At 62.6% G+C, this 25864-nt stretch carries 28 protein-coding genes and 2 pseudogenes; 17 read left to right on the forward strand and 13 right to left on the reverse strand.

The genetic code is table 11. The features are described from left to right. Positions 1-7: 7 nt before the first annotated feature. The 6 genes from ACFQDL_RS09595 to ACFQDL_RS09620 all read left to right on the forward strand — a co-directional run bounded on the left by ACFQDL_RS09595 (position 8) and on the right by ACFQDL_RS09620 (position 5872). Positions 8-1012: an aspartate carbamoyltransferase catalytic subunit gene (locus ACFQDL_RS09595; RefSeq protein WP_379908801.1), complete on the forward strand. Its 1005-nt coding sequence runs from the start codon at positions 8-10 to the stop codon at positions 1010-1012. A gap of 21 nt (positions 1013-1033) precedes the next feature. Beyond that, the gene (locus ACFQDL_RS09600) at positions 1034-1348 is read left to right on the forward strand and encodes an amidohydrolase family protein (protein ID WP_379908802.1); all 315 of its coding nucleotides are present in this window, start codon (positions 1034-1036) and stop codon (positions 1346-1348) included. 8 nt (positions 1349-1356) lie between these two features. After that, positions 1357-2304, forward strand: coding sequence for an amidohydrolase family protein (locus ACFQDL_RS09605; protein WP_465264014.1), 948 nt, complete (start codon positions 1357-1359; stop codon positions 2302-2304). A gap of 294 nt (positions 2305-2598) precedes the next feature. Further along, positions 2599-3108, forward strand: a complete 510-nt coding sequence (locus ACFQDL_RS09610) for a putative pterin-binding protein (RefSeq protein ID WP_379908804.1) — start codon at positions 2599-2601, stop codon at positions 3106-3108. 31 nt (positions 3109-3139) lie between these two features. Next, positions 3140-5089 carry a putative bifunctional diguanylate cyclase/phosphodiesterase gene (locus tag ACFQDL_RS09615; protein ID WP_379908805.1) on the forward strand — a complete coding sequence of 650 codons (1950 nt, stop codon included), beginning with the start codon at positions 3140-3142 and terminating at the stop codon, positions 5087-5089. Between the two features lie 69 nt (positions 5090-5158). Further along, positions 5159-5872 carry an SDR family NAD(P)-dependent oxidoreductase gene (locus ACFQDL_RS09620; protein ID WP_379908806.1) on the forward strand — a complete coding sequence of 238 codons (714 nt, stop codon included), beginning with the start codon at positions 5159-5161 and terminating at the stop codon, positions 5870-5872. Here the strand turns inward: ACFQDL_RS09620 and ACFQDL_RS09625 are convergent. The 4 genes and pseudogenes from ACFQDL_RS09625 to ACFQDL_RS09640 form a co-directional block, all read right to left on the reverse strand. After that, the gene (locus ACFQDL_RS09625; protein ID WP_379908807.1) at positions 5765-6274 is read right to left on the reverse strand and encodes a 2-amino-4-hydroxy-6-hydroxymethyldihydropteridine diphosphokinase; all 510 of its coding nucleotides are present in this window, start codon (positions 6272-6274) and stop codon (positions 5765-5767) included. The two genes, ACFQDL_RS09620 and ACFQDL_RS09625, sit on opposite strands and share 108 nt — an antisense overlap. A 187-nt stretch (positions 6275-6461) precedes the next feature. Then, positions 6462-7667: an MFS transporter gene (locus ACFQDL_RS09630; RefSeq protein WP_379908808.1), complete on the reverse strand. Its 1206-nt coding sequence runs from the start codon at positions 7665-7667 to the stop codon at positions 6462-6464. A 124-nt stretch (positions 7668-7791) separates the two neighbouring features. After that, a complete protein-coding gene (locus ACFQDL_RS09635) occupies positions 7792-8958 on the reverse strand; it encodes a PilT/PilU family type 4a pilus ATPase (RefSeq protein ID WP_379908809.1) in 1167 nt (388 codons plus the stop codon). A gap of 27 nt (positions 8959-8985) precedes the next feature. Continuing rightward, positions 8986-10019, reverse strand: a pseudogene (locus ACFQDL_RS09640) (type IV pilus twitching motility protein PilT). 92 nt (positions 10020-10111) lie between these two features. On the opposite strand from ACFQDL_RS09640, the gene ACFQDL_RS09645 reads away from it, so the two are divergent. The 10 genes and pseudogenes from ACFQDL_RS09645 to hemW all read left to right on the forward strand — a co-directional run bounded on the left by ACFQDL_RS09645 (position 10112) and on the right by hemW (position 17036). Further along, positions 10112-10813, forward strand: coding sequence for a YggS family pyridoxal phosphate-dependent enzyme (locus tag ACFQDL_RS09645; protein WP_379908810.1), 702 nt, complete (start codon positions 10112-10114; stop codon positions 10811-10813). A 12-nt stretch (positions 10814-10825) separates the two neighbouring features. Further along, positions 10826-11656 (forward strand): pyrroline-5-carboxylate reductase, encoded by an 831-nt coding sequence (gene proC, locus ACFQDL_RS09650; protein WP_379908811.1) that lies wholly within the window; start codon positions 10826-10828, stop codon positions 11654-11656. A gap of 93 nt (positions 11657-11749) precedes the next feature. Next, the gene (locus ACFQDL_RS09655; protein ID WP_379908812.1) at positions 11750-11917 is read left to right on the forward strand and encodes a YggT family protein; all 168 of its coding nucleotides are present in this window, start codon (positions 11750-11752) and stop codon (positions 11915-11917) included. Further along, positions 11914-12291, forward strand: a complete 378-nt coding sequence (locus ACFQDL_RS09660) for a YggT family protein (protein ID WP_379908813.1) — start codon at positions 11914-11916, stop codon at positions 12289-12291. The genes ACFQDL_RS09655 and ACFQDL_RS09660 overlap by 4 nt, the downstream gene beginning before the upstream one ends. A 1-nt stretch (position 12292) precedes the next feature. Then, the gene (locus ACFQDL_RS09665; protein ID WP_379908814.1) at positions 12293-12583 is read left to right on the forward strand and encodes a DUF167 family protein; all 291 of its coding nucleotides are present in this window, start codon (positions 12293-12295) and stop codon (positions 12581-12583) included. Between the two features lie 94 nt (positions 12584-12677). Then, positions 12678-13834 (forward strand): annotated as a pseudogene (gene metX, locus ACFQDL_RS09670) (homoserine O-succinyltransferase MetX). A gap of 1 nt (position 13835) precedes the next feature. Beyond that, positions 13836-14426: a methionine biosynthesis protein MetW gene (gene metW, locus ACFQDL_RS09675; protein WP_379908815.1), complete on the forward strand. Its 591-nt coding sequence runs from the start codon at positions 13836-13838 to the stop codon at positions 14424-14426. Positions 14427-14630: 204 nt separating this feature from the next. Further along, on the forward strand, positions 14631-15092 hold the full coding sequence (locus ACFQDL_RS09680) for a DUF4426 domain-containing protein (protein ID WP_379908816.1): 462 nt from the start codon (positions 14631-14633) through the stop codon (positions 15090-15092). Further along, a complete protein-coding gene (gene rdgB / locus ACFQDL_RS09685; RefSeq protein WP_379908817.1) occupies positions 15089-15703 on the forward strand; it encodes an RdgB/HAM1 family non-canonical purine NTP pyrophosphatase in 615 nt (204 codons plus the stop codon). Before ACFQDL_RS09680 ends, rdgB begins: the two co-directional genes overlap by 4 nt. A gap of 199 nt (positions 15704-15902) precedes the next feature. After that, on the forward strand, positions 15903-17036 hold the full coding sequence (gene hemW / locus ACFQDL_RS09690; RefSeq protein WP_379908818.1) for a radical SAM family heme chaperone HemW: 1134 nt from the start codon (positions 15903-15905) through the stop codon (positions 17034-17036). Positions 17037-17224: 188 nt separating this feature from the next. Here the strand turns inward: hemW and ACFQDL_RS09695 are convergent, their stop codons facing one another. From ACFQDL_RS09695 to lptM, 6 genes are read right to left on the reverse strand one after another with little or no spacing between them, the layout of a single operon-like run. After that, entirely contained in the window at positions 17225-17950 is a 726-nt protein-coding gene (locus ACFQDL_RS09695; RefSeq protein WP_379908819.1) for an HAD family hydrolase, read from the reverse strand. After that, positions 17947-18843 (reverse strand): tyrosine recombinase XerC, encoded by an 897-nt coding sequence (gene xerC, locus ACFQDL_RS09700; protein WP_379908820.1) that lies wholly within the window; start codon positions 18841-18843, stop codon positions 17947-17949. The genes ACFQDL_RS09695 and xerC overlap by 4 nt, the downstream gene beginning before the upstream one ends. Continuing rightward, positions 18843-19532, reverse strand: a complete 690-nt coding sequence (locus ACFQDL_RS09705; protein ID WP_379908821.1) for a DUF484 family protein — start codon at positions 19530-19532, stop codon at positions 18843-18845. Before ACFQDL_RS09705 ends, xerC begins: the two co-directional genes overlap by 1 nt. Beyond that, positions 19529-20356, reverse strand: a complete 828-nt coding sequence (gene dapF / locus ACFQDL_RS09710; RefSeq protein WP_379908823.1) for a diaminopimelate epimerase — start codon at positions 20354-20356, stop codon at positions 19529-19531. The genes ACFQDL_RS09705 and dapF overlap by 4 nt, the downstream gene beginning before the upstream one ends. Before the next feature lie 14 nt (positions 20357-20370). Continuing rightward, positions 20371-21630 (reverse strand): diaminopimelate decarboxylase, encoded by a 1260-nt coding sequence (gene lysA, locus ACFQDL_RS09715; RefSeq protein WP_379908824.1) that lies wholly within the window; start codon positions 21628-21630, stop codon positions 20371-20373. Continuing rightward, the gene (lptM, locus tag ACFQDL_RS09720; protein WP_417568590.1) at positions 21630-21767 is read right to left on the reverse strand and encodes an LPS translocon maturation chaperone LptM; all 138 of its coding nucleotides are present in this window, start codon (positions 21765-21767) and stop codon (positions 21630-21632) included. The genes lysA and lptM overlap by 1 nt, the downstream gene beginning before the upstream one ends. A 400-nt stretch (positions 21768-22167) precedes the next feature. On the opposite strand from lptM, the gene cyaY reads away from it, so the two are divergent. Next, positions 22168-22491, forward strand: a complete 324-nt coding sequence (cyaY, locus tag ACFQDL_RS09725; RefSeq protein ID WP_379908826.1) for an iron donor protein CyaY — start codon at positions 22168-22170, stop codon at positions 22489-22491. A gap of 124 nt (positions 22492-22615) precedes the next feature. On the opposite strand, the gene waaA is transcribed toward cyaY, so the two are convergent. Genes waaA through ACFQDL_RS09740 form a run of 3 tightly spaced genes read right to left on the reverse strand, consistent with a single transcriptional unit; the run spans position 22616 to position 25658 of the window. After that, on the reverse strand, positions 22616-23890 hold the full coding sequence (waaA, locus tag ACFQDL_RS09730) for a lipid IV(A) 3-deoxy-D-manno-octulosonic acid transferase (RefSeq protein WP_379908827.1): 1275 nt from the start codon (positions 23888-23890) through the stop codon (positions 22616-22618). Continuing rightward, on the reverse strand, positions 23890-24231 hold the full coding sequence (locus ACFQDL_RS09735) for an ATP-binding cassette domain-containing protein (RefSeq protein WP_379908828.1): 342 nt from the start codon (positions 24229-24231) through the stop codon (positions 23890-23892). Before ACFQDL_RS09735 ends, waaA begins: the two co-directional genes overlap by 1 nt. Beyond that, positions 24144-25658 carry an ABC transporter transmembrane domain-containing protein gene (locus ACFQDL_RS09740; protein ID WP_379908829.1) on the reverse strand — a complete coding sequence of 505 codons (1515 nt, stop codon included), beginning with the start codon at positions 25656-25658 and terminating at the stop codon, positions 24144-24146. Before ACFQDL_RS09740 ends, ACFQDL_RS09735 begins: the two co-directional genes overlap by 88 nt. Positions 25659-25864: the final 206 nt, after the last annotated feature.

Consider the following 25864-nt stretch of genomic DNA (forward strand, 5'->3'; position numbering starts at 1 on the left):
CGACAAGATGTTTGAGCCGCAAGATCCAAACCGGATCCAACTGAACAGCCAGGGCCAACTGAGGCACTTCCTCACCACCGAAGGCCTGTCGCGCGAACTGCTGACCGAAATCCTCGATACCGCCGACTCCTTCATCGACATGGGCGCCAAGCAGATCAAGAAGGTGCCGCTGCTGCGCGGACGCACCGTCGTCAATCTGTTCTTCGAGGCCAGCACCCGCACCCTGAGCACCTTCGAGCTGGCGGCCAAGCGCCTCTCGGCCGACGTGCTGAATCTGAATATCAGTACCTCCTCGACGTCCAAGGGCGAAACCCTGAAGGACACTCTGATGACCCTCGAGGCGATGCATTCGGACATGTTCGTGGTGCGCCATGCCGACAGCGGCGCAGCCCACTTCATTGCCAGCCAGGTCACCCCCGAGGTGGCGGTGATCAATGCCGGCGACGGTCGCCATGCCCACCCGACCCAGGCGATGCTCGACATGCTGACCATCCGGCGCCACAAGGGGGCGTTCGAGCCGCTGAAGGTCGCCATCGTCGGCGACATCCTGCACTCGCGCGTCGCCCGGTCCCAGATTCATGCACTGCGCACGCTCGGCGCCGCCGAGATCCGCGTGATCGCACCCAAGACGCTGCTGCCGCGTCATATCGAGGCGATGGGCGTCAAGGTTTTCACCGATATGAAAACCGGCCTCGATGACGTCGACGTCATCATGATGCTGCGCCTGCAGAAGGAACGCATGAACAGTGCCCTGCTGCCCAGCGAATCCGAGTTCTACAAGCTCTACGGCATGACCACCGAGAAACTGGCCTATGCCAGCCCCGATGCGGTGGTGATGCATCCCGGTCCCATCAACCGCGGCGTCGAGATCGAGTCGGCCATCGCCGATGGCCCGCGTTCGCTGATCCTCGACCAGGTCACCAACGGCATCGCCGTGCGAATGGCCGTGATGTCGATGGCCATGAGCGGCCAGATGGTCGAGAAACAGAAACACAGCGTACAGGCCCAGTGACCGGATAAGGAGCCACTCGAAATGAACATCAGGATTACCGGTGGGCGCGTGATCGACCCGAGCCAGCAGCTCGATCAGCAGACCGACCTTTACATCAGCAACGGCGTCATCGCGGGAATCGGTGCCGCTCCCGACGGTTTTCAGCCCGACGAGACCCTGGATGCCACCGGCCAGATCGTCTGCCCGGGCCTGGTGGATCTCTGCGCCCATGTACGCGAACCGGGCTACACCCACAAGGGCAGCATCGACCGGGAAAGCGCCGCCGCCGCGGCTGGCGGCGTCACGACTCTCATCACCCCCCGACCACCAGCCCGATCGTCGACACTCCCGCCGTAGCGCAGCTTATCCAGGACAAGGCCCGCGACGCAGGCCTCGCCCGCGTGCTGCCGATGGGTGCCTTGACACGCGGGCTCGAGGGCGAACAGTTGTCCCCGATGCACGCTCTGGCCAGCTCGGGTTGCATCGCCTTCAGCAACAGCCGCCAGCCTATCCGCAGCAGCCTGGTACTGATGCGCTGCCTCGAATATGCCGCCACCCACGACCTGCTGGTGCTGTTCCAGGCCCAGGATGCCGAGCTGTCCCGCGGCTGCATGCACGACGATACCACTAGCACCCGCCTGGGCCTGCAGGGTATTCCGGAAGCCGCCGAAACGGTCGAGGTCGCCCGCTGCCTGATGCTGATCGAGCAGACCGGCGCGAGAGCTCACTTTGGCCAGATCTCCTGTGAACGCTCGGCACGCATGATCATGGAGGCGCGCAGCCGTGGCCTCAATGTCAGCGCCGATGTCGCCATTCACCATCTGCTGCTGAGCGACGTCAACGTCGACGGCTTCGACAGCAGTTTTCATGTCATTCCGCCGCTGCGCAGCCAGCTGGACCGTGCCGGTTTGCGCCAGGCCCTGCTGGCCAACGGCATCCAGGCGATATGCTCGGACCATCAACCCCAGGATGCCATTGCCAAGCAGGCGCCTTTTGCCGCCACCGAGCCGGGCATGAGCGGCCTCGAAACGCTGCTGTCCCTGAGCCTGATGCTGGTCGTCCAGGATCTGCTCGAACTGCCGCGACTGATCTCGAAGCTGACCGCCGAACCGGCCGCCATCCTCGGCATCGAAGCCGGCACCCTGCAGACGGGCGCAACGGCCGACATCTGTATTTTCGACCCCGACGCGACCTGGACTCCAACCGCGCAAGGCACCCGCTCCGGCGGCAGCAACAGCCCCTTCATGGGCGTCGAGCTCAGGGGGCGCGTGACCCGTACCCTGCTGGGCGGCCGGGTCGTATACGCACTCTGATAGCGTCCCTTTCGACATCTCGCCGCCACTGGCCGGCGAGATGTCATCAAACCGCGCGCCCGCCAAAACACGGACCCGACCTGAGAACAGTCCCGGGAGCGGTTCAAACGCTAGTTTCAATAAATGCCGCTTAGGGGTCTCTTTGGGCTTTGCTTTCCCTTTTGATTCCTCTAGGCTAGGCCGTTACAACAAGAATCAGGATGGCCCTATCCGCTGCGCCAGAAGGAACTGGACCGAGGATCTAGACCCGGTTATCCACCGCAACAACATGGAATCAGCACAAGGAATTCGCATATGCACATCGTCAGACAGCTGCCTGCCGTTTTCAGCCTGCTGCTCAGCTGCATGCTGGCAACCCTCGCCCTGGCCGGCGATGCCCCGACCGGCAAGCCTATACTGACGGTAACGGGGCAGATTGACGAAACCAACCAAAATGCCAGTTTCGTCTTCGACAAGGCCATGCTCAAGCAGCTTCCCCAGTACAGTTTCACCACCGGAACGCCCTGGCATCCGGAAAAACACCGTTTCACCGGCCCGCTGTTGCGGGACGTACTGCAGCGGGTTGGCGCCAGTGGCGACAATATTCAGGCCATCGCCCTGAACGACTACAAGGTCGACATTCCCAAGGTGGACAGCGAGAAGTTCGACATGATCATCGCGCTGCTGATGGACGACGAGCCGATGTCGGTGCGCAACAAGGGGCCTCTGTTCGTGCTCTACCCGTTTGACCTGCAGCGCGAATCCCAGTCCCAGATCTACTACAATCGCGCGATCTGGCAGCTCAAGGCCCTTCACATAGAATAATCAACGGCACAGAAACAGACCGATCACCCACATGCAGGCGACCAGAAATACGAAGTACTGGCTAATCCTGATCAGCGCCGCCCTGCTGCTGGTGTTTTCAGTGGTCCTTTATATCCAGTATCACCAGAGCCGTCTGCTCAACAGCACCGTCCAGTACAACGAAAGCAATGTCAGCTGGAACGTGTTTCAACTCGAAGCCGAGTCCCTGCGCTTCGGCACCTATCTGCAGAATGCCCTGGACCCTGCTTCGCCGGATAGCCTGGACGAGCTGCAGCTGCGCTACGAGATTTTCTACAGCCGGGCCGATGTACTGAAAAACAACCCCTCGGCCCCTCTGTTACTTGACGAAACCGCGTACAAGGCGGTGCTGCAGAACATCTACCGTTTTCTCGACGATATAGCGCCCTACTTCGAGACGATCAGCACAGCCGGCCGGCAAGCCGCGCCACTGCGCCTGATCCTGGACCAGCTCGCACCGATTCAGCACCAGCTGCACGACCTGTCGCTTGAATCGGTGCAACGCTCCAGCATGCATGCAGAAACGCGTGCCGCCGAGGTGGAACGGCAGATCCTGATCAGTACCGGGCTGATCGTCTTTCAGCTGCTGCTGACACTGCTGTTCTTCTTTATCGTCATACGTCAGATACGCCAGTTGCAGACCAGCCGCTCGCAGTTCAGCAATCTCGCCAACTTCGATCCACTGACCGGGCTGCCCAACCGCCGCCTGTTCCGTGACCGCCTGGAGCAGGAGATCAAGAAGACGCAGCGGACCGAGGGCCGGCTGGCCCTGCTGTTTCTCGACCTCGACCACTTCAAGGATATCAACGACACCCAGGGCCACGATGTCGGCGATATACTGCTCAAGGAGGCGGCCAGACGCCTGAAGCATTGCGTGCGGGACTCGGATACGGTTGCGCGCCTGGGCGGCGACGAGTTCACCATCATTCTCAGCGGACTCGAGGATACCGGCAAGGCCGCCCAGATCAGCCAGAGCATCCTGCAGTCGTTCGCCGAGCCGTTCGACCTGGGAAGCCGCAAAGACTACGTCTCCGCCAGCATCGGCATCACCTTCTATCCCGACGATGCCGGCGACCTGAACACCCTGCTGAAAAACGCCGACCAGGCCATGTACGTGGCGAAGGAGGAAGGCCGCAATCGCTTCCACTATTTCACGGCCTCGATGCAGGAGGCCGCACAGGCACGGGTAGAGCTGATCAACGACCTGCGCGGCGCTCTGCAAAAGAACGAGTTCCGCCTGCTCTACCAGCCGATCGTCGACCCCGGCAGCGGCCGGGTACACAAGGCCGAAGCACTGATCCGCTGGCAGCACCCGGAGCGCGGACAGGTGAGCCCGCTGGACTTCATACCGATCGCCGAGGAGACCGGGCTGATTGTCGAGATCGGCAACTGGGTGTTTCGCGAGGCAGCCAAGCAGGCCCGGGTGTGGCGCCAGTGCCACTCCCCGGACTTCCAGATCAGCATCAATACCTCTCCGCTGCAGCTGCATGCCGAAGGAATCTGCACCGGCGAATGGTACGACTATCTGCAGGCGCTGGAACTGCCGGGAGCCGCGATCGCCATCGAAATCACCGAGGGGCTGCTGATGGAAAACAGCTTTGCCACGCGGCTGCTGGAGATTCAGCGCCTCGGCATCGAGGTTTCACTGGATGATTTCGGTACCGGCTACTCGTCGATGTCCTATCTCAAGAAGTTCGATATCGACTACCTGAAAATCGACAAGTCGTTCGTCCGCAACCTCAGGCCCGGCAGCAGCGACCATGCGCTTTGCGAGGCGATGATCGTCATGGCGCACAAGCTCGGTCTCAAGGTCATTGCCGAGGGCATAGAAACGTCCGCGCAGCTGGGCCTGCTCAGCGACACCGGCTGCGACTACGGCCAGGGATACTATTTTGCCAGACCGATGACGCAGACCGAGTTCGATGACTACCTGAAGAAATCCACGGCCCCGCTGCTTACGTAAGCATCTCCACGCCGGACGCCTGACCGTTCGAAAGCAACCCATCAACCCATCCGATCGGAAACCATCCAGATGCAAACTGTACTGATAACCGGCGCGAGCCGCAGGCTGGGACTCTTTCTGACCCGGGCATTCCTGGACGACGGTTTCAGGGTCATCGCGCTGACACGCAGCCCCGGCACCGAACTCAACGCCCTGGCCTGCGACAGCCTGCAGATCATCGAGACCGACTATGGTTGCCAGGCATCGCTGCAGAGTGCGGTGGAACACATCCGGCAAAGCAGCTCCTCGCTGCGACTGCTGGTGCATAACGCGTCACTGTTCGAGAAGGATGCCGTGCATGCCGACGACCTGTACCGGTTCTATGACGCGCTGTACGCCGTCCACATGAAGCTGCCGGCCTTTCTCAATGAATCCCTCGGGGACCTCCTCCACTGCGAGGAAGACCCGGGCTGCATCGTGCATATGACCGATATATACGCCGAGAATCCGAACCCGGCTTTCGGCCTCTACTGCAGCACCAAGGCCGGGCTTGAAAATCTCAACAAAACCTATGCCAAGAAATATGCACCCGGTATTCGCGTCAACGCCATTGCACCGGGGCCCCTGATGTTTCTGCCCGATCACAGCGCAGAAGATAAAGCCGCCGTTTTCAGCGAAACCCTGATCAAGGTCGAATCAGGCTTCCACCCGATTTTGCAGGGTATTCGCTTTATACTGGATAACCGCTTTATCACCGGCACCACCCTGAAAATAGATGGCGGCCGGTCGATCGGAAAACTTTAAGCCGTATATCGAGACCTCAGCTTTTGCGGAGGTCCTGGACAGAACCTGCTGCAAATAGGATTCGTGACACTGCTCGAAGTAGGCCGGCGAGCAGTGTCGACTACTGTGCAGTATATCGATATCGCAGGTACGATCCTTGTAGCTGCGCCGGCTGTCGGAGCGGTCCCGCCCCAGGGCTTCCTCGATCTGACAGAAAAGCCGCTTCAGCTCGACCTCCTCCTGGTCGCTCTCGATAATCAGCAGGGTATTGAGAAAAACATGATCGCTGTCGATCTTTTCCGGTGCTGTATAGGTGCAGGGAAAGAGATAGGCGATATTGAAGTGCGTCAGCAGGGTTTCAATACAGCGGGCGATATTGGTTTCGGGGTCGATATTGGAGCCGATCGAAAGGTAGTAATACATTTTGCTTCAGATCCCTGAAACAGCGGTTAGTTGTAATTATTGAGCCGGCCCGGATTTCCGTTTTTTCTGCTTTTTGCAGGACATTTCCGAATTTACAATAATAGGCCGATGACCCGGGCAGGACCTTTCCATTCAAGCACAGCTCGAAAACGGAATCCATCCCCGGGGCCCTAACCGATGCGGCCGGTCAAAGCGCGCGATTGCGTCGGGCCATCAGGAGCACCACCAGCGCCCCCAGCAACGCCGAGAAGATCAGCACCGGACGAAAGCCAAACAGATCCGCCGAGGCGCCGATAACGAAAGCGCCCACCGCCGGCATCCCCAGACTGACCACTGTCCAGATGCTGAGCACGCGCCCCCGGTACTCGTCGGCGACACTCAGCTGGATAAGCGCCTGACAACCCGTACCGATCATGGTCACGGCCATGCTGAGCATCATGATCACCGCCCCCAGTCCAGGCAGCGCCCGCACCGCCGCCACCGGCAGCAGTACAGCCGAACAGATCAGCAGCGACCCCAGCACCAGCCTCAACAGCGTGCGTTCGCGCCCCCTCAGACGCGACACGAGCAGTCCACCGAGAATGGAGCCGACACCGGCCAGCGCAGTCAGCGTTGCCAGGGTTGCCGCATTCCCCTGGATCAGCTGACCGGAGATGGCCGGCAGCAGCTCCATAATGCTGCGCCCCAACAGGCCGTCAATCGCCGTCAGGATGAGCACCAGCCGGATCAGCGGCACCGATAGCGCGAAACGGACACCCTGCAGCAACGCCCTCAGCACGGTCTGCGTCTGCTCGGCGGGTCGATACTCGGGCAGGCGGATCCGCAGAATCAGCAATACCCCCAGCAGGAACAGCAGCGAAACGGTGACAAAGGCACCGGCCGCCGAGACCTGCAACAGCAGCCAGGCTCCGAGGGCCGGCCCCAGCACGCGCGACGCGTTGTAGGTGGTCGAGGCCAGACCGATGGCACTTGACATCAGCGCGCGATCCACCAGACGCGGCAGCAGCACCAGGCGCATCGGATGCTGGGCGGCGGACAACGCCCCCAGCAGCAGGGCCAGCACCAGGATCCAGCCCAGGGAGAACAGGCCCTGCAGGTTCGCAGCAGCCGTCGCCAGGGTCAGCACGGCTTCGCTCAGGTGCGCCAGCAGGATGCCGGTACGGGGATTGACGCGGTCGGCCAGCACACCGAAGAAGGGTGACAGGAACAGCGTCGGCACCAGCATCAGGGCACTGACGACGCCGACCCAGAGCGCCGACCCGGTCAGGTCCCAGGTCATCCAGCCAATCAGGAAGCGGGTCATCCAGGTCGCCAGGGTCAGAAAGGCGCTGGCGGCGAAGTAATAGTTGAAGGCGGCCGACGAGAAGGCCGTGTTTTTCTTGTTATTACGCATGGGGGTTCCATGAATGCCGATGTCCGAGGCTAGCCACTCGTTACGCGTTACGCGTCACCCTGGACATCCGACACGAAAACGGGGCCCCGGAGGGCCCCGTTTCTGCAAAGGTACAGAGAGCCACTTACATGCTCTTGATATCGATATCGCCCTTGTGCGAGAGGTAGTCGTCCTCATCCTGCAGCAGGAAGGAGTTGTCCTCGGGAGGTGCCGCCAGATCCGGATTGGTGTCGGCGCTGAGCTTGATCATCAGGCGCAGGTCGTTGGCCGAGTCGGCATGGGCCAGGGCCACATCGTAGGTAATGATGCCCTGCTTGTAGAGTTCGAACAGCGCCTGGTCGAAGGTCTGCATGCCAAGGTTGGTGGACTTCTTGATGACGTCCTTGATCTCGTGCACTTCGGCCTTGCGGATCAGGTCCTGGATCAGCGGTGTATTGATCATCACCTCGATGGCGGCGCGGCGGCCCTTGCCGTCCTTGGTCGGCAGCAGCTGCTGCGCGACGATCGCCTTGAGGTTCAGCGACATGTCCATCCAGATCTGGTTATGGTGCTCCGGCGGGAAGAAGCTGATGATGCGGTCCAGTGCCTGGTTGGCGTTGTTGGCGTGCAGCGTCGCCATACAGAGGTGGCCGGTCTCGGCGAACGCCAGGCCGTACTGCATGGTGTCCTTGGAACGGATCTCACCCATCAGGATCACATCGGGCGCCTGACGCAGGGTGTTTTTCAGTGCCACGTCGAAGGATTCGGTATCGATGCCCACTTCACGCTGGGTGATGATGCTCTCCTTGTGATCGTGGATATACTCGATCGGGTCCTCGATGGTGATGATATGGCCGCGGCTGTGACTGTTGCGGTAATCGATCATCGACGCCAGCGAGGTGGACTTACCGGTCGAGGTACCGCCGACGAAGAGGATCAGGCCGCGCTTGGTCATCGACAGATCCTTCAGCACCGGCGGCAGGTTCAGCTCTTCCATCGACGGGATGCGGGTGGCGATGCGGCGCAGCACCATCCCCGGCGAGTTGCGCTGCATGAAGGCACTGACACGAAAACGCCCCATTCCCCTGGCACTGATGGCGAAGTTGCACTCGCTGGTGCCCTCGAACTCGGCCAGCTGCTTGTCGTTCATGGTGCTGTAGACCAGCGAACGAACCTGAGACGGCGTCAGCGGCTCCTTGGTCAGCGGTTTGATCGTGCCATCCACCTTGATACTGGGACGGGCGCCGGCGGTGACGAAAAGGTCCGAAGCGTCGCGGTCGATGACCACCTTGAGTAGTTGTGTAAAGTCCACGGTCTATTTCCCCAAGCCTGGTGCCCGTCAGAAGCTCTGCGGACTCTTTGCTTTTTCCCGCGCGGCTTCGCGCGATATCAATCCCTTTTGCAGCAACTCCAGCAACGACTGGTCCAGGGTCTTCATGCCGAAGGCCGCGCCGGTCTGGATTGCCGAATACATCTGCGCCACCTTGTCCTCCCGGATCAGGTTGCGGATGGCCGGCGTGCCGACCATGATCTCATGGGCCGCCACACGACCGCCATTGGTTTTCTTCAGCAGCGTCTGGGAAATGACGCCCTGCAGCGACTCCGACAGCATGGAGCGCACCATGTCCTTTTCCGCCGCCGGAAAGACGTCGATGACACGGTCGATGGTCTTGGCCGCCGAGGTGGTGTGCAGGGTTCCGAACACCAGGTGGCCGGTTTCGGCCGCGGTCAGCGCCAGACGGATGGTCTCGAGGTCACGCATCTCGCCCACCAGAATCACGTCCGGGTCTTCACGCAGTGCCGAGCGCAGGGCGTTGGCGAAACTGTGGGTATCGCGGTGCACCTCTCGCTGGTTGATCAGGCACTTCTTGCTTTCGTGCACGAATTCGATCGGATCCTCGATGGTCAGGATATGGTCGGTACGGTTGTCGTTGATGAAATCGACCATCGCCGCCAGGGTCGTGCTCTTGCCGGAGCCGGTGGGCCCGGTGACCAGCACCAGACCACGGGGCTTTTCGGCCATGTCCTGGAACACCTTGCCCATGCCGAGATCCTCGAGGGTCAGCACCCGGCTCGGAATGGTACGGAAAACCGCGGCGGCGCCTCGGTTCTGGTTGAAGGCGTTGACACGAAAACGCGCCAGGACGGCACCTCGATCGAGAAGTCGACCTCGAGGTTGTCCTCGTACTCCTTGCGCACCTTGTCGTTCATGATGTCGTAGATCAGCGACTGAACGGCCTTGTGATCCAGCGCCGGGAGCTTGATGCGACGCACGTCGCCGTCGACACGAATGACCGGTGGCATTCCGGCAGTGATATGCAGGTCGGAGGCTCCCTGCTGCACCGTAAACGACAAGAGTTCGGTAATGTCCATAGTCCCAGGTACCCGATATCACTTCCATTAAAGACCCTATTTCTAGCAGAATACCCGGGTCAATCCAATGGCCGGGCAGTCTGAATCAGGGTATGAACAGCATAGCAGACAATATTTGTGCAGTGCGCCAGCAAATCGCCGAGAGTGCAGCCCGCTGCGGCCGCGCGCCCGACAGCGTGCGGTTGCTGGCGGTCAGCAAGACCCGTAGTGCCGACGAACTGCGCCAGGCCTGTGAGGCCGGCCAGCGCGCCTTCGGCGAAAACTACCTGCAGGAAGCGCTCGACAAGATCGAGGCCCTGAAAGACCTTGCGCTGGAATGGCATTTCATCGGCCCGATCCAGTCCAACAAGACCCGCCCGATCGCCGAACACTTCGACTGGGTGCACAGCGTCGACCGCATCAAGGTCGCCCGCCGGTTGTCCGAACAGCGGCCGGCCGGACTGCCGCCGCTGAATGTCTGCCTGCAGGTCAATATCAGCGCCGAGGCGAGCAAATCGGGCTGCCTGCCCGACCAGGTCGCGGAACTTGCACGGGAAGTCGCTTCCCTTCCCGGCTTGCGCCTGCGTGGCCTGATGGCCATTCCCGAAGCCAGCGGCGTCCCCGCGGAACAGCGCCGCCCCTTTGCCGCGCTGCGCCAGTTGCTCGAGCAGCTGCGCGAGGAACTCCCGCAGCTGGATACCCTGTCGATGGGCATGTCCGGCGACATGTCGGCAGCGATCGAAGAAGGCGCAACCATCGTGCGCATCGGCACAGCCCTGTTCGGCCCCCGCGACTACAGCCGCCCCAACCCATGAAAGGAACCCGTTATGACCAAGAGCACTCAACCGACCGTTGCCTTTATCGGCGCCGGTAACATGGCCCGGGCCATTATCGGCGGCCTGCTGGACAACGGCTATCCGGCGAACCTGATCTGGGCCACCGGCACCCGCGCCGAGAAACTGGCCGACCTCGAGGCCCGGGGCCTCAACACCGGCACCAACAACGATGCGGCCGTTCTTGCCGCGGACATTCTGATCCTGGCGGTCAAGCCGCAAATCATGAAGCAGGTCTGCGAGCCAATGCGCGCCACTGTACAGCAACGCCGGCCACTGATCGTCTCGGTCGCGGCCGGTATCGGCTGCGACAGCCTGGATCAGTGGCTCGGCGGTAGTCATGCGGTGGTACGCTGCATGCCCAATACGCCGTCCCAGGTCCAGAGCGGCGCCAGCGGTCTCTACGGCAACGAACGCGTCAGCGACGAGCAGAAGGCTCAGGCCGAAAGCCTGATGAGCCATGTCGGTCTCGCCCTCTGGGTCGAGCGGGAGGAACTGCTGCATGCGGTCACCGCCGTTTCCGGATCCGGCCCCGCGTACTATTTCCTGTTTATGGAAGCGATGATGGCGGCCGGCGAAAAGCTCGGCCTCGGGGCGGATACCGCGCGCCGCCTGACCCTGCAGACCGCGCTCGGTGCCGCCCGCATGGCCAGCGCCAGTGAACTGGACCCGGCCGAGCTGCGCCGCAACGTGACGTCGCCCAAGGGGACCACCGAGCAGGCGATACTGTCGTTCCAGGCCGCCGGCCTCGAAAAAATCGTCGAAGAAGCGATGCAGGCCTGCGCGCAACGTTCCCGGGAGCTGGCGGAACAGCTCAGGGACTGAGTGGTGCGCGCCGGCCTCGCGGTTCATTCGGCCCGGGAAAGGCTCTATACTTGCCGCTAAATCAACAGCTTGAATGGAAGGCAGCGAACAGCCATGGGACAGGACCCGATCCTACTGATCATCCGCACAATCGGTGAACTCTACGCCTTTATCGTCGTGTTGCGTTTCCTGCTGCAACTGGCCCGGGCGGATTACTACAACCCGATCTCCCAGGCTGTCGCGCGCCTGACCAATGCCCCCTGCGCCCGCTGCAGCAGTTGATCCCCCGCGCCGGCCGTATCGATCTGTCGCCACTGGTGCTGGCCTACGCCGTCAAGCTGGCGACGCTGTTTGCGCTGATCTGGGTCGCCGGCCACAGTCTCGGCGTTGTCAGTCTGCTGATCTACGCCCTCGTCGGCCTGTTCAACACGGTGCTCACCATCTATTTCTGGGCCGTGATCGGCGCAGTGATCATCAGCTGGGTCGCGCCCAACAGCTACCATCCGGCCCCGCAGCTGATCCTGCAGCTGACCGAACCGCTGTTCGCGCTGGCACGCAAGGTGATTCCGCCGATCGGCGGCCTCGACCTGTCACCGATCCTGATTTTCCTGGTCATTCAGATCATTCAGTCCCAGATCGGACGGCTGGTGATGTAGCGTGACCGCCTTCTACCGCTGGCAGGGCGACGACCTGATTTTGAGCTGCCACCTGCAGCCCAGGGCATCGCGGGATGAGTTCTGCGGCCGCCACGGCGACAGCCTGAAGATACGCATCCAGGCACCGCCGATCGAGGGCCGCGCCAACGACCGGCTGATCCGCTTCCTCGCCCGCCAGTTCGGCGTCGCCAAAAGTGCCGTCGAGATCCTCGGCGGCGAACTCGGGCGTCAGAAACGGGTCCGGATTGCCGCCCCCGAACGCCTGCCGGAAGAGCTGGGCATCGAACGATAAGCACCGAAGCCCGCTGCAACGTCTACGCTTGCAATACGGGACCCGGGATGGCAAACGGCCGTCTCGATCATATTCTGCCTGCGGATGGCCCCTGATGCCGACAACCTTTGCCGACGATTCGGTCGGACTCGTCGCCCCCGGCGACTTCATTTCGACCAGCCGCTGCAACTGGCCAGCGGACGCGTGCTGGAACAGTACGACCTGGTGATCGAGACCTATGGCAAGCTCAATGCCGACCATTCCAATGCCGTGCTGGTCTGTCATGCGCTGTCCGGCAACCATCATCTGGCCGGCTACCACAGCACGGACGACCGCAAGCCGGGCTGGTGGGACTCGGCGATCGGGCCGGGCAAGCCGATCGATACCGACCGATTTTTCGTCGTCGGCCTCAACAACCTCGGCGGCTGCCACGGCTCGACCGGTCCCAACCAGATCAACCCGGAGACCGGAAAGCCCTATGGCCCCGACTTTCCCATCGTCACGGTACCGGACTGGGTCGAAAGCCAGGCCAGACTGGCCGACCGTCTCGGTATCCGCCAGTGGGCGGCGGTGATCGGCGGCAGCCTGGGCGGCATGCAGGCGCTGCAATGGGCCATCGATTACCCCGACCGGCTGCGTCACTGCCTGGTGATCGCGGCGGCGCCGAAACTGACGGCGCAGAACATCGCCTTCAACGAGGTGGCGCGCCAGGCGATCTCCCGCGACCCGCAGTTCCATGACGGGCATTACTACGAACAGGATGCGCTTCCCAAAACGGGGCTGATGCTGGCGCGAATGCTGGGCCATATCACCTATCTGTCCGATCATGGCATGCGCGAGAAATTCGGCCGCGAACTGAAGAGCGGCGCCCTCAGTTTCGACTTCAACCCCCAGTTCGAGGTCGAGTCCTATCTGCAGTATCAGGGCGAGCGCTTTTCCGCCAGTTTCGATGCCAACAGTTATCTGCTGATGACCAAGGCGCTGGATTATTACGACCCGGCGGCGGCCTGCGGCGACAGCCTGAGCGAGGCCCTGGCCGGCGTGCAGTGCCGCTTCATGGTGATTTCGTTTACCAGCGACTGGCGCTTTTCGCCGGAGCGGTCACGCGAAATCGTCGATGCGCTGATCGATGCACGCAAGGCCGTGAGCTATGTCGAAATCGACGCTTCCCATGGCCACGATGCCTTCCTGATTCCGATCCCCCGCTACATGGAAGTACTGCACGCCTACATGCAGCGGGTGCTGGCCGGGCTCCCGGCGGAGGGCCACTGAGATGCGCGCGGATCTCGATATTATCCAGGCCTGGATCCAGCCCCACAGCCGGGTACTGGATCTCGGCTGCGGCGACGGCGAGCTGCTGGGCTACCTGAATCGGCACAAGCAGATCGAGGGCTACGGCCTGGAATACGACCATGACAACATCACGGCCTGTATCGAGGCCGGCATCAACGTTATCGAAAAGAATATCGACGAGGGGCTGGCGTCGCTGCGCGATAACAGCTTCGATGTCGTGATCATGACCCAGGCGCTGCAGGTCATGCACAGTCCGGACCGGATCGTCGACGAAATGCTGCGGATCGGGCGGGAGTGCATCGTCACCTTTCCGAACTTCGGCCACTGGCGCGCCCGTGGCTATCTCGGGTTTCGCGGCCAGATGCCGGTGTCGAAGTTCCTGCCCTATACTTGGTACAACACACCCAACATCCACTTCTGCACGTTCAAGGATTTCGAACGCCTCTGTGTCGAGCGCAATATACATATCCGGGAGCGGACCGTGGTGGACCATGAACACAGGGACCGCTGGTGGCAACGCCTGTGGCCGAACATGCTGGGTGAGATCGCCATTTACCGGATAACGCGGTGATCTGCAGGAGCGGCGAAGCCGGAGGGCACTTCCCCGCCGCGAACAGGCACGCCACCTGTAGGAGCGGCGCCCCGCCGCGAATGGTGAGTAGACGGCTTGCTGCAAGCGTAGGGTGCTGGTGAGCGGCGCGAACCGCACCACTATGTTAAGAGATAGCAAGAGACCAGCGAACCGGCCAGCAGGCCGGCAATGGAAGGAGAGACCATGAGAGCAATCAACCTATCCCCTGTGGGCGCGGCTGCCAGCCTGGCCGCCCTACTGCTGGCGGCGACACCGGCCGTCAATGCCGATCAGTCCGTCTCCTATGGCGACTACGAGGTTCATTACAACGCCTTCAACAGCACCTTCCTCGAGCCCGACGTCGCCGAGAGTTACGGCCTGACCCGCAGCGGCAACCTGGCACTGATCAATGTCTCGGTGCTGCAGAAGCAGGCCGACGGCAGCATGAAGCCGGTCACGGCGGACATCAACGGTACCGCCAACAATCTCATCGGGCAATCGCTGAAGCTCGACTTTCAGGAGATTCGCGAAACCGATGCGTTGTACTATATTGGCGGACTGCGCTTCGCCGGCGAGCAGCTGATGCGGATAAACCTCGAGGTGCAGCCCGAGTCCCATCCGTCCCCTTACAGTATCCAGTTTGAACAGACCTTTTATCCAGAATGAGCCACCAGAGCATCCACAAGATCGTGCTGGCCAGCGGCAACGCCGGCAAGCTGCGTGAATTCAGTCAGGTTCTCGCCCCGCTCGAGATCGAAGTCGTACCCCAGTCGGCATTCCGGATCTCTGATGCCGACGAGACCGGACTGAGTTTTGTCGAAAATGCCATCATCAAGGCCCGCCATGCCTGCCGCCACAGCGGATTGCCGGCGTTGGCCGATGACTCGGGCCTGGAGGTCGATGCACTGAATGGCGCGCCGGGCATCTATTCGGCGCGCTTTGCCGGCCCCGGCGCCAGCGACGCCGAAAACTGCGAACGCCTGCTACACCAGCTCGCCGGCATCGCAGACGCCCAGCGCAGCGCCCGGTTTCGCTGCGTGCTGGTATTCATGCGCCATGCCGAAGACCCGACACCGTTGATCAGCATCGGCACCTGGGAAGGCAACATTCTCCATGCTCCGAGAGGCGACGGCGGCTTCGGTTACGACCCGCTGTTCCTGGTACCGGAACTGGGTCTCAGTGCGGCGGAGATCTCGCCCGAGCAGAAGAACCGCCTCAGCCATCGCGGCCAGGCAGTGGCCAGGCTGGCCGAACAGATCGGGCCCTACCTGAAGTAGTGACGACATTACCGGCCACCCGTGGGATAATTGGCTGGGTTGTAGGGTGGAATGAGCGAAGCGAATTCCACCGGTGCTTTCAGGTCGCGCCGCGGTTTATGTTGATTGACCCCGCTGCTGTCTGGGATCACCGGTGGAATTCGCACCTTCGGTACTCATTCCACCCTACAAACTGATCACCACTTAAGACTCGCCATTGATGCTACTGCCACCGCTGTCACTTTACATCCATATCCCCTGGTGCGTGCGCAAGTGCCCGTACTGCGACTTCAATTCCCATGCGGTGCGGGACGAGCTGCCCGAGGCGGATTACGCCGCCGCGTTGATGGCGGACCTCGAGGCGGAACTGGCCGATGTGCAGGGCCGCGAGATCGGGACGGTCTTTATCGGCGGCGGCACTCCGAGCCTGTTCTCGGCCAATGCCATCGGAAAAATTATCGAAGGCGTCGCGGCCCGAACGCCCCTGGCCCCGGATGCCGAAATCACCATGGAGGCGAATCCCGGCACCTTCGAACAGGCGCGTTTCGCCGGCTTTCGCGAGGCCGGTGTCAACCGGCTGTCGGTCGGTATCCAGAGTTTCAGCGACGAGCAGTTGCGGGCCCTGGGCCGCATTCACAGTGCCGACGAGGCCTATCGCGCTGTTGCCAGCGCCCGGGCCATCGGGTTCGACAACATCAACCTGGACCTGATGCACGGTCTGCCGCAACAGGACCTGGCCGGCGCGATGCACGACCTGGAAACGGCAATCGGCCTGCAGCCGGAGCACCTTTCCTGGTATCAGCTCACCATCGAGCCCAACACCGAGTTCAACGCCCGCCCGCCGACCCTGCCGGTCGACGAGCTGCTGTGGGATATCCAGGAGCAGGGCCAGCAGAGACTGGCGCAGCACGGCTTCCGCCAGTACGAGGTCTCGGCTTATGCCCGGGCTGGACGGGAAGCGGCCCACAACCTCAATTACTGGCGTTTCGGCGACTACATCGGCATTGGCGCCGGCGCCCACGGCAAATTGACGCGGGCCGGCGAAAACAGCATCCTGCGCCGCTGGAAGCAGCGCCAGCCGGCGGCCTACATGGACCCGACCCGCCGCCTCGGTGGCGAAAGCCTCATCGAGCAAGACGAGCTGGCGTTCGAGTTCATGCTCAATGCGCTGCGGCTGGTTGAGGGTGTACCGGTTGCGCTCTTTACCGAGCGCACCGGTCTTGCCCCGGACGGTATTCATTCCCGGATCGAAAGCGCCGTGCGCAAGGGACTGCTTGAAGCCGACGTGCACCTTATCCGCCCGACGTCACAGGGCCGGCTGTTCCTCAATAACCTGCTCGAAATGTTTCTGTGACGGGTGACGGGTGACGGGTGACGGGTGACGGGGGGATCGTAGGGTGCTGGTTATCGCCATGGATGGCGGAAGGCCGCCCCGCATGAATCCGAACGCGGCCCGCCTGTCAATGCAGGAGCAATTGCCAGGAAGCGAAGCGCACCGCACCGCTCGACCTCGATGGTGCGGTTCGCAGGCTCACCGGCACCCTACAGGGTGACGCGGGAGGCGGCGATCTCGGCGATTTCGGTCAGCGCCCGGGGCACTTCGCTCAGGCAGCGTACGGTCTGATCCGGTGCCGGACCGCCGGGCCAGGCCTGGGCGTTGAGGTTGACCCAGATGGTCCAGTAACCGGCATTGTGGGCCCCCTCGATGTCGGCAACCGGATTGTCGCCGACATGCACCACCTGCTCAGGCCTCAGGCCGGTCTTTTCCAGCGCCTGTTCGAACATCAGCGGGTGCGGCTTCTCGGTACCGGTACCGTCGGCATTGAACTGGAAGTCGAAGTACTGCCCCAGTCCGACCCGGTCGACATCGGCATTGCCGTTGCTCAGCGCGCCGATCATCAGACCGCGTTCGCGCAGGATCTGCAGCATGGTCACGGCATGTTCGAAAAACTCGACCTGATTGCGGCCATCGAGAAACACTTCGAACGCCTGCAACGCCAGCGCCTCGGCCCGGGGCTGTGAATAGCCGGCCGTGAGCAACCCCTGCTCCAGCAGACGCAGCCGGATCTGGGTGACGCTGTGCGCTATCTCCGGATGACGTTCCAGCACCTCGCTGCGCAACCGCGGCAGGTCGGCCAGCGAGAACTGGCGGGTAAAGAGCTCGGCATTTCGAGCCAACCAGTCGAACAGCGAACGGTTCGCCGCTTCGATCACCGGGTCCACGGCCCAGAGGGTATCGTCCAGATCGAAGGTGACACACTTGATCATTTTTTCTTCCGTGCTCTTGGATGGGCCCTGTCGTAGACATCGGCCAGATGCTGAAAATCCAGGTGCGTATAGACCTGGGTCGTTGCAATATCGGCATGCCCCAGCAGCTCCTGGACGGCTCGCAGATCGCCACTGGACTCCAGCAGATGGCTGGCGAAGCTGTGGCGCAGGCGATGAGGATGAACCTGCCCCTCGGTCGCCTGATGTCGGCCCCAGTGTTCCAGCCGCTGCTGCACGGCCCGGGTGCTGATGCGCCCGCCACGGCTGCTGACGAACAGCGCCGGGTCTTCGCCCCGCACCAGACCCGGACGCCAGTCCAGCCAGACATCGAGGGCCGCCAGCGCCTTGCCGCCGACCGGCAGCATACGGGTTTTGCGGCCCTTGCCGGTCACCACGAGGCTTGCATCACGAAAGTCGATATCGCCGAGGTCGAGACTGACAAGCTCCGCCAGCCGTAGCCCTGATGAATAGAGTAGCTCCATCATGGCGCAATCGCGCGCTGAAACTGCATCGCTGACCGGTATCTGCATCAGCTGGCCGACCTGATCGGCATCCAGGGTCTTCGGCAGACGGCGCGGAGCCCGGGGCGCACTGATGCCAAGCCCGGGGTTCCGGGCGCAGAGCCCTTCGCGGTTGAGGAAGCGATAAAAGGTGCGGATCGCGGACAGCAGGCGCTGAATGCTCTTGCCGGACAATCCCTCGCGGTGAGCCCCGGCGACAAAGGCCCGCACATCGCGGGGCATGATGGCATCCCAGCCGGCCAGGTTGTTGTCGGCGGCGTAGCGGCTCAGGCGTTCGAGGTCGCGACGATAGCTGGCCAGGGTATGCTCCGAGCACTGGCGCTCGCTGCGCAGATAGCGCAGAAAAGACTCCAGTTCGGCGGCGGTGTCCATCAGCCCCGGTTCAGGATGCGGGACAGCACCCGGCTCAGCACCTCCCCGACATAGCTGAGGAAGAGCGTGCCCTGGCTGCTCTGGAAATAGTGCGGATCATAGCTGCCGATCGCCAGCAGGCCCAGGGTTTCGCCCTGCACCAACGGCACCACGGCACCGGATTGCACGCGGAAGGCCTGCTCCTGAAAAATACAGGCATGCAGGGTTTCCGGCAGCCGGCCACAGCTTGGCAGGCTGGTTTCGAGCAGCGGCTCCAGCAGCTGCAACTCGTCGGCGTCCAGCTGACGCAGATTGTTGGCATCCGCCGGTATTTCGCCCAGCAGCAACAGCGACGTCGTATCGCCGTGGAAGTCGCCGCACAGGCTTTCGTCGATGGCGATGGCGACATCGTCCAGGGTTTCGCAGCCGAGCAGCGCCAGTACCATGCGCTTGGTCTTCTCGAACTGGATATCGTTGTGGCGCGCCACCTCGATCAGATCCGACAGATGGGTGCGCAGCTGCTGGTTCTTCTCCCGCAGCACGCCGGTCTGGCGCGCGACCAGGGAGACTGCCGTACCGGTTTCGTGCGGCACGTAGAGCTTTTCCAGCAGGTGGCTATGGCGGGAAAAGAAATCGGGATTGTCGGCCAGGAAATCGGCCACCTGCTGCTCGTCCGGGGTCGCCGGCAGCGGCTTGGCTTGTTCGCTCATAGGAAAATCTGCCCTTCGAATACGGTCGTCGCCGGTCCCGTCATCATCACCGGCTCGCCGTCACCGGCCCAGCGGATGCGCAGCTCCCCCGGCAGATGCACCCTGACGTCGTCGTCGAGCAGCCCGCGCAGGCGCCCGGCCACCACGGCAGCGCAGGCGCCGGTACCGCAGGCACGGGTTTCCCCGGCGCCCCGCTCATAGACGCGCAGCCGGATCTCGTTGCGCGAGACCACCTGCATGAAGCCGATATTGGCGCGGGCCGGAAAGCGGGGATGGGACTCCAGCTGCGGCCCCAGCGTCTCCACCGGCGCCCGGGCGACATCGTCCACCAGCAGCACGCCGTGGGGATTGCCCATCGACACGGCGCCGACCTCCAGGGACCGGCCCTCGACCTCGATATCGTAGGTAATCGCCCGCTCCGCCGCCTGGAACGGAATCTCGACCGGCTCCAGCTGCGGCGCCCCCATATCGACCTCGACCTGACGATCCTCGAGCACCCTCAGCACGGCCCTGCCCTTGGCGGTCTCGACGGCGATGACCGGCTTGATCGTCAGACGCTTGTCGCGCACGAATTTGGCGAAACAGCGGGCGCCGTTGCCGCAATGCTCCACCTCGGAGCCATCGGCATTGTAGATACGGTAACGGAAATCCATCTGCGGATCCGTCGGCGGCTCGACGATCAACAGCTGATCGAAGCCGATGCCGACATGGCGGTCGGACAGCCGGCGCACCAGGGCCGGCGTGATCCTGGCCCGCTGGGTCACGAGGTCGACGACCATGAAATCGTTGCCCAGGCCGTGCATTTTGGTAAAGCGTACCAGCATAGTCTTTCCGTTTCTCAGTGGGGGTCCTTAGGCAGCAGCTGTTCGCCGTGCAGCAGATCGCCCAGGCTTTCCCGCTTGCGCACCAGATAGGCCTGATTGTCATGCACCATCACCTCGGCCGGACGCGGGCGGGTGTTGTAGTTGGAGCTCATGACGAAACCATAGGCGCCGGCGGAACAGACCGCCAGCAGGTCGCCCGGCTGGAGGTTGAGCTGCCGGTCCTTGCCGAGGAAGTCGCCGGTCTCACACACCGGTCCCACCAGATCGTAGTTCAGGGTTTCACCTTCCTCGCGCAACGAGACCGGAATGATCTCCTGATAGGCACTGTAGAGGGATGGCCGGATCAGATCGTTCATGGCACCGTCGATGATCGCGAAATGCTTGTCGCCGTTGCTCTTGAGAAACTCGACCCGGGTCAGCAGCACGCCGGCATTGGCCGCGATCGAGCGGCCCGGCTCGAAGATCAGGCTCAACTTGCGATCGCCAAGCTTCTCGAGCACCGCCTCGATGTAGGACTGGGGCGTCGGCGGCTGCTCGTCGGTATAACAGACGCCGAGACCACCGCCCAGATCCAGGTGACGGATCTGGATACCGTCGGCGGCGAGTTCGTCGACCAGCACCAGCAAGCGTTCAAGCGCATCGAGGAAGGGGCGGGTCTCGGTCAGCTGGCTGCCGATATGGCAGTCCATGCCGACCACCTCGACGTTGTCCAGCGTCGCCGCATGGCGATAGACGTCGCGCGCCCGCTCGATGGCGATGCCGAACTTGTTCTCCTTCAGCCCGGTGGAGATATAGGGGTGGGTACCGGCATCGACGTCCGGATTGACGCGAAAGGACACGGGCGCCACGGCACCGACTTCGGCCGCCACCGCATTGATGCGCTCGAGCTCCGCCTCGGACTCGATGTTGAAACAGTGAATGCCGACTTCCAGCGCACGCAATATTTCCTGCGGCTGCTTGCCGACACCGGAAAAGACCACCTTGGCCGGATCGCCACCGGCCTTCAGGACCCGCTCGAGCTCGCCCTGGGAGACGATGTCGAAACCGGCGCCCAGACGCGCCAGCACGTTGAGCACCGCGATATTGCTGTTGGCCTTGACTGCATAGCACACCAGCGCATCACGGCCTTCCAGAGCCTGGGCATAATTGAGGTAGGCTCGCTCCAGGGCGTCGCGGGAATAGACATAGAGCGGTGTGCCGTATTCGTCAGCGATCCTGTCGAGGCTCATCTCCTCGCAGTACAGACGGCCGTTGCGGTATTCGAAACTATCCATTACTCAACCCGTTCATCGTTTTCAGGATGCTGTTGCTGTTCGCTGGTCTGGGGAGCCTGATCCGGCAGGTAGAGCGGTCCCTTCTGACCACAGCCCGTCAGAGCCGCCATCGCGACGACCATCGCGACCCAATGTATCCAGAATCCGCGTTTCACGATCGCCGCCCCCTTATCAAGTCGATCCAAACGGTCGATTATACAGCTCTTTCGGGTAGTAATGTCACTCTCAGCCGTCTTTGCTGCGTTTGCGGCAAGGCGCGAATCGCGCCGTGTAATGAATCTACATAAGCGATGAGCAACACAGCCGCGGACGCAGCAAAGGCGGCCCTGCGGGAGCCCCGGCAAGCGCCGCTGGCGGCGTTGCAGCCGCGCGACATGGAGCCACCATGCCTTTGCGACTGCGCCTTGCCGATCGGCGCTTTCCGGGGCTCTGAGTTCTGACATTACTATCCGAAAGAGCTGTTGGATGAGTAGCCGCAGAAACTCGGATATACTGCCGGCACGAAATCCCGGCCGACAGCAGAAGGACGCCCGATCCATGACCGAATCCGAATTCAACGACCGCGTCGACGAAACCCTCGGGACCATCGAGGAGATTCTCGACGAAGCCGACAGCGACCTGGATTACGAAAGCCAGGGCGGCATGCTCACCGTGAAATGCGAAAACGGCAGCCAGGTCATCTTCACCCGCCAGCCGCCGGTCACCCAGCTCTGGGTCGCGGCCCGAAACGGCGGTTTCCACTTCGATTTCGATGCCGGATCCGGCCGCTGGCTGCGCGACAGTGACGGTGCGCCGCTGGCGGAAGTGCTCGCAGAGATATTCAGACTGCAGGCCGGCGAAGATTTTGCCTTCCCGTTTTGATCGGCTGCCGGGCGGCAATATTGCCGTAGCCTGGAATGAGCCGGTAGGCGAATTCCGGGGAATCCGGTCCATTGAGACAGGGTGGTAGCCGGCATGATGGCGTCGGAATTCGGCCCTTCGGGGCTCATTCCAACCTACGATCGAGCATCGTTTCGACTTCCTGGTACAGCCGCTCGAGGGCACCGCGGTTGCGCTCGACGAATTCGCGGGCGGAGCTGCCAAGCTGCCTGCAGTACCCGGGCTCGTCCAGCAGGCGCCGGCACTCCCGCTCCAGTTCAGCGCCATTGGCGACCCGCACCAGACCACCGACCGCCTCGAGCTGGTCGCAGATCGCCTGGAAATTGAACACCTCCCGCCCCATCAGCACCGGCTTGCCCAGCGCAGCCGGCTCCAGCGGATTATGGCCGCCCCGGGGCACCAGACTGCCGCCGACAAAGGCGATATCGGCAGCGGCGTAAAAGCCCATCAGCTCGCCCATGGTATCGCCCAGATAGACCGACACCTGCGCATCCACCGGCTCCTGCCGGCTGTGGCGCGCCACCTTGCAGCCGGCATCGGTGCAGAGGCGGTAAACGCTGTCGAAGCGCTCCGGATGGCGCGGCACCAGTACCAGCAGCAGATCCGGATGCGTTTTGCGCAGCGCTGCGAGAGCATCCAGCAGCAAGGCATCCTCGCCTTCATGGGTGCTGCCCGCCACCAGCACCGGGCGCGCCTCGCCCCAGCCCCGGCGCAGACGCCCGCCGGCCTCCAGCCACTCGGGCCTGACCTCGATATCGAACTTGATACTGCCGCTGATGCCCAGACGCTGTTGCGGCAGCCCCAGCCCGAGAAAACGCTCGCCATCGGCGGCATGTTGCGCAACGACCCGGGTCAGCTGCTGCAGCATCGGTTTCGTCAAGCCAGCGAAGCGCCGGTAGCCCCGGGCCGAACGGGCCGAGAGCCGGGCATTGGCGAGCACCACCGGGACGCCGGCAGCATGGCAATGGTGGACAAGATTCGGCCAGAGCTCGGTCTCGACGGTGATGCAGGCCAGCGGCCGTACCCGGCGCAAAAAGCGGTCGAGGGCCCCGGGCAGGTCCCAGGGGCAGTAGGCATGGCGCACCCGATCGCCGAACAGGGTCCGCACTCGTTCGGCGCCGGTCGGCGTCGTGGTCGTCAGCAGGATCGGCAGGTCCGGTCGGCGCGCCAGCAGCAGTTCGACCAGCGGGGCTATCGCGACCGTTTCGCCGACCGATACCGCATGGATCCAGAGCGGCTGCCGTTCGCTGGCGGCGACATATCCCAGCCGCTCACGCCAGCGCTCGCGATAGGCCGGCGCCCGGCGGCCCCGCCACCAGAGGCGCACCAGTATCAGGGGCAGCGCCAGATAGAGAAACAACGTATAGAGGCGACGTGCCATCAGGCCGGACTCAACTGTCCGCAAACTGCATGCGATAAAGTGCCGCGTAGGCCCCCCTGCTCGAGGAGTTCCCGATGACTGCCCTGCTCGATGATACGGCCATGATCCAGCACGACGATGGTATCGGCCTTTTCCACCGTCGACAGCCGGTGGGCGATGACCAGGGTGGTACGCCCCTTCATCACCAGCTCGAGCGCCTCCTGAATATGGCGCTCGGATTCGGTATCCAGCGCCGAGGTCGCCTCGTCGAGGATCAGGATGGGCGCATCCTTGAGAATCGCCCGGGCGATGGCGATACGCTGGCGCTGCCCGCCCGAGAGCAGCAGACCGCTCTCGCCCACCTCGGTCTGGAGCCCCTGGGCAGGCGGTTGGCGAATTCCATCACATGGGCCGCTTCGGCCGCCGCCTCAATCTGTTCCTGACTGCAGCCGGCCATCGCACCGTAGGCGATATTGTCGGCGATGGTGCCGTTGAACAGCACCACCTGCTGGTTCACCAGCGCAATCTGCTGGCGCAGGTTCTCGAGTTGGTAGTCCTCCAGCGGTACGCCGTCCAGCAGTATCTGGCCGCTCCAGCCGGCATTGAAACGTGGCAGCAGCGATGCCAGCGTCGACTTGCCGCTGCCGGAGCGCCCGACCAGCGCCACGGTCTGCCCGGGGGCCAGGTGCAGGTCCACATCATGCAGTACCACGCTGCCATTGCTCGCATAGCTGAAGCTGACCTTGTCGAACTGCAGATCGCCGCGTACCCGGTCGACGCGATGGTGCCCGCTGTCCTGCTCCGGCTCCTCGTCTATCACCGAAAACACCGACTCGGAAGCGGCGATCCCCTTCTGGATAATGGTGCTCAGATCGGTCAGGGCCCGCAGCGGCTTGGTGATCAGACCGGCGGCCGTTAGAAAGGCGACAAACTCGCCGGTGCTCATACCGCCCATCACCGTGGGATTCATGGCGACATACAGCAGACTGGCCAGCGCCATCGCGATCAGGAACTGCACGGTCGGGGTATTCAGCGACTGGGTCACGACCATCTTCATGAACTGACGCCGGTTACGGTCGCTGGCCGCATGGAAACGGCTGCGCTCGAACTCGGTGCCGCCGAAGATGCGTACGATCTGGTAGCCCTTGATGGTTTCGGACGCGGCACTGGTGATATCGCCAACCGACTGCTGCAGACGGCGGCTCAGCTTGCGCATCCGCTTCGACGCCACCGCCACCACCACGGCGATAAAGGGCGAGGCGGCGATAAAGATCAGCGTCAGCTTCCAGTTGAGGTAGAAGAGGTAGGCGAACAGCCCGACCACGGTCAGACCTTCACGCAACACTGTCTTGACCGCATTGGTGACGGCACCGGTGACCTGCTCGACGTTGTAGGTCAGCTTGGCCAGCAACTCGCCGCTGGCGGTCTGGTGGTAATAGCTGCTCGGCAATGTCAGCATGCGGTCGAACAGTTCGGTTCGCAGGCTGTGCACGACCTGGCGCGCGACATGACTGATGCTGAAGTTGCCGACGAAGGTACCCACCCCGCGCATCGCGAAGATGCCCAGCACCGCCAGGGCCAGGAGGCCGCGTTGCTGCAGCTCGCCCTTTTCGACCGCATCGACCACATGCTGCAGCCACTTGGCCGACAGCGCCTGGGATGCGCCGAATACCGCGAAGGCGGCGAAACTGACGACGAAGGCAAACCAGTAGGGCTTCACATAGACCAGCAGGCGCTTGTAGAGCGTCCAACTGCCGGGTTCGGTTGCCGGTACTTGCTGTTTATTCATCTCAGACCGCATTGTTCCGTATTTTGGCGCACATTATACATGGACAACCGCCGCCTGCCTCTCCGGTCGGTCTTCCCCATCCATCCCCATCCCGCCTGTCTGCGCTCTGAGCCCTCGGCAACAAAAGATAGCGGTCAGCGATACGCCAGCCCCAACTAGGCGTTATCATTCAGGGGAACACAGCTACAGCCCACTACAGAAAGCCT

It is taken from the genome of Marinobacterium aestuariivivens (assembly GCF_042661465.1).
Classification (GTDB): domain Bacteria; phylum Pseudomonadota; class Gammaproteobacteria; order Pseudomonadales; family Balneatricaceae; genus Marinobacterium_A; species Marinobacterium_A aestuariivivens.

What these genes read in the sequence shown, in the direction of transcription:
- ACFQDL_RS09595 (WP_379908801.1), top strand. Translation starts at nt 8, where the DNA reads ATGTTTGAGCCGCAAGATCCAAACCGGATCCAACTGAACAGCCAGGGC.
- ACFQDL_RS09600 (WP_379908802.1), top strand. Translation starts at nt 1,034, where the DNA reads ATGAACATCAGGATTACCGGTGGGCGCGTGATCGACCCGAGCCAGCAG.
- ACFQDL_RS09610 (WP_379908804.1), top strand. Translation starts at nt 2,599, where the DNA reads ATGCACATCGTCAGACAGCTGCCTGCCGTTTTCAGCCTGCTGCTCAGC.
- ACFQDL_RS09615 (WP_379908805.1), top strand. Translation starts at nt 3,140, where the DNA reads ATGCAGGCGACCAGAAATACGAAGTACTGGCTAATCCTGATCAGCGCC.
- ACFQDL_RS09620 (WP_379908806.1), top strand. Translation starts at nt 5,159, where the DNA reads ATGCAAACTGTACTGATAACCGGCGCGAGCCGCAGGCTGGGACTCTTT.
- ACFQDL_RS09625 (WP_379908807.1), bottom strand. Translation starts at nt 6,274, where the DNA reads ATGTATTACTACCTTTCGATCGGCTCCAATATCGACCCCGAAACCAAT.
- ACFQDL_RS09630 (WP_379908808.1), bottom strand. Translation starts at nt 7,667, where the DNA reads ATGCGTAATAACAAGAAAAACACGGCCTTCTCGTCGGCCGCCTTCAAC.
- ACFQDL_RS09645 (WP_379908810.1), top strand. Translation starts at nt 10,112, where the DNA reads ATGAACAGCATAGCAGACAATATTTGTGCAGTGCGCCAGCAAATCGCC.
- proC (WP_379908811.1), top strand. Translation starts at nt 10,826, where the DNA reads ATGACCAAGAGCACTCAACCGACCGTTGCCTTTATCGGCGCCGGTAAC.
- ACFQDL_RS09655 (WP_379908812.1), top strand. Translation starts at nt 11,750, where the DNA reads ATGGGACAGGACCCGATCCTACTGATCATCCGCACAATCGGTGAACTC.
- metW (WP_379908815.1), top strand. Translation starts at nt 13,836, where the DNA reads ATGCGCGCGGATCTCGATATTATCCAGGCCTGGATCCAGCCCCACAGC.
- ACFQDL_RS09680 (WP_379908816.1), top strand. Translation starts at nt 14,631, where the DNA reads ATGAGAGCAATCAACCTATCCCCTGTGGGCGCGGCTGCCAGCCTGGCC.
- rdgB (WP_379908817.1), top strand. Translation starts at nt 15,089, where the DNA reads ATGAGCCACCAGAGCATCCACAAGATCGTGCTGGCCAGCGGCAACGCC.
- hemW (WP_379908818.1), top strand. Translation starts at nt 15,903, where the DNA reads ATGCTACTGCCACCGCTGTCACTTTACATCCATATCCCCTGGTGCGTG.
- ACFQDL_RS09695 (WP_379908819.1), bottom strand. Translation starts at nt 17,950, where the DNA reads ATGATCAAGTGTGTCACCTTCGATCTGGACGATACCCTCTGGGCCGTG.
- xerC (WP_379908820.1), bottom strand. Translation starts at nt 18,843, where the DNA reads ATGGACACCGCCGCCGAACTGGAGTCTTTTCTGCGCTATCTGCGCAGC.
- ACFQDL_RS09705 (WP_379908821.1), bottom strand. Translation starts at nt 19,532, where the DNA reads ATGAGCGAACAAGCCAAGCCGCTGCCGGCGACCCCGGACGAGCAGCAG.
- dapF (WP_379908823.1), bottom strand. Translation starts at nt 20,356, where the DNA reads ATGCTGGTACGCTTTACCAAAATGCACGGCCTGGGCAACGATTTCATG.
- lysA (WP_379908824.1), bottom strand. Translation starts at nt 21,630, where the DNA reads ATGGATAGTTTCGAATACCGCAACGGCCGTCTGTACTGCGAGGAGATG.
- cyaY (WP_379908826.1), top strand. Translation starts at nt 22,168, where the DNA reads ATGACCGAATCCGAATTCAACGACCGCGTCGACGAAACCCTCGGGACC.
- waaA (WP_379908827.1), bottom strand. Translation starts at nt 23,890, where the DNA reads ATGGCACGTCGCCTCTATACGTTGTTTCTCTATCTGGCGCTGCCCCTG.
- ACFQDL_RS09740 (WP_379908829.1), bottom strand. Translation starts at nt 25,658, where the DNA reads ATGAATAAACAGCAAGTACCGGCAACCGAACCCGGCAGTTGGACGCTC.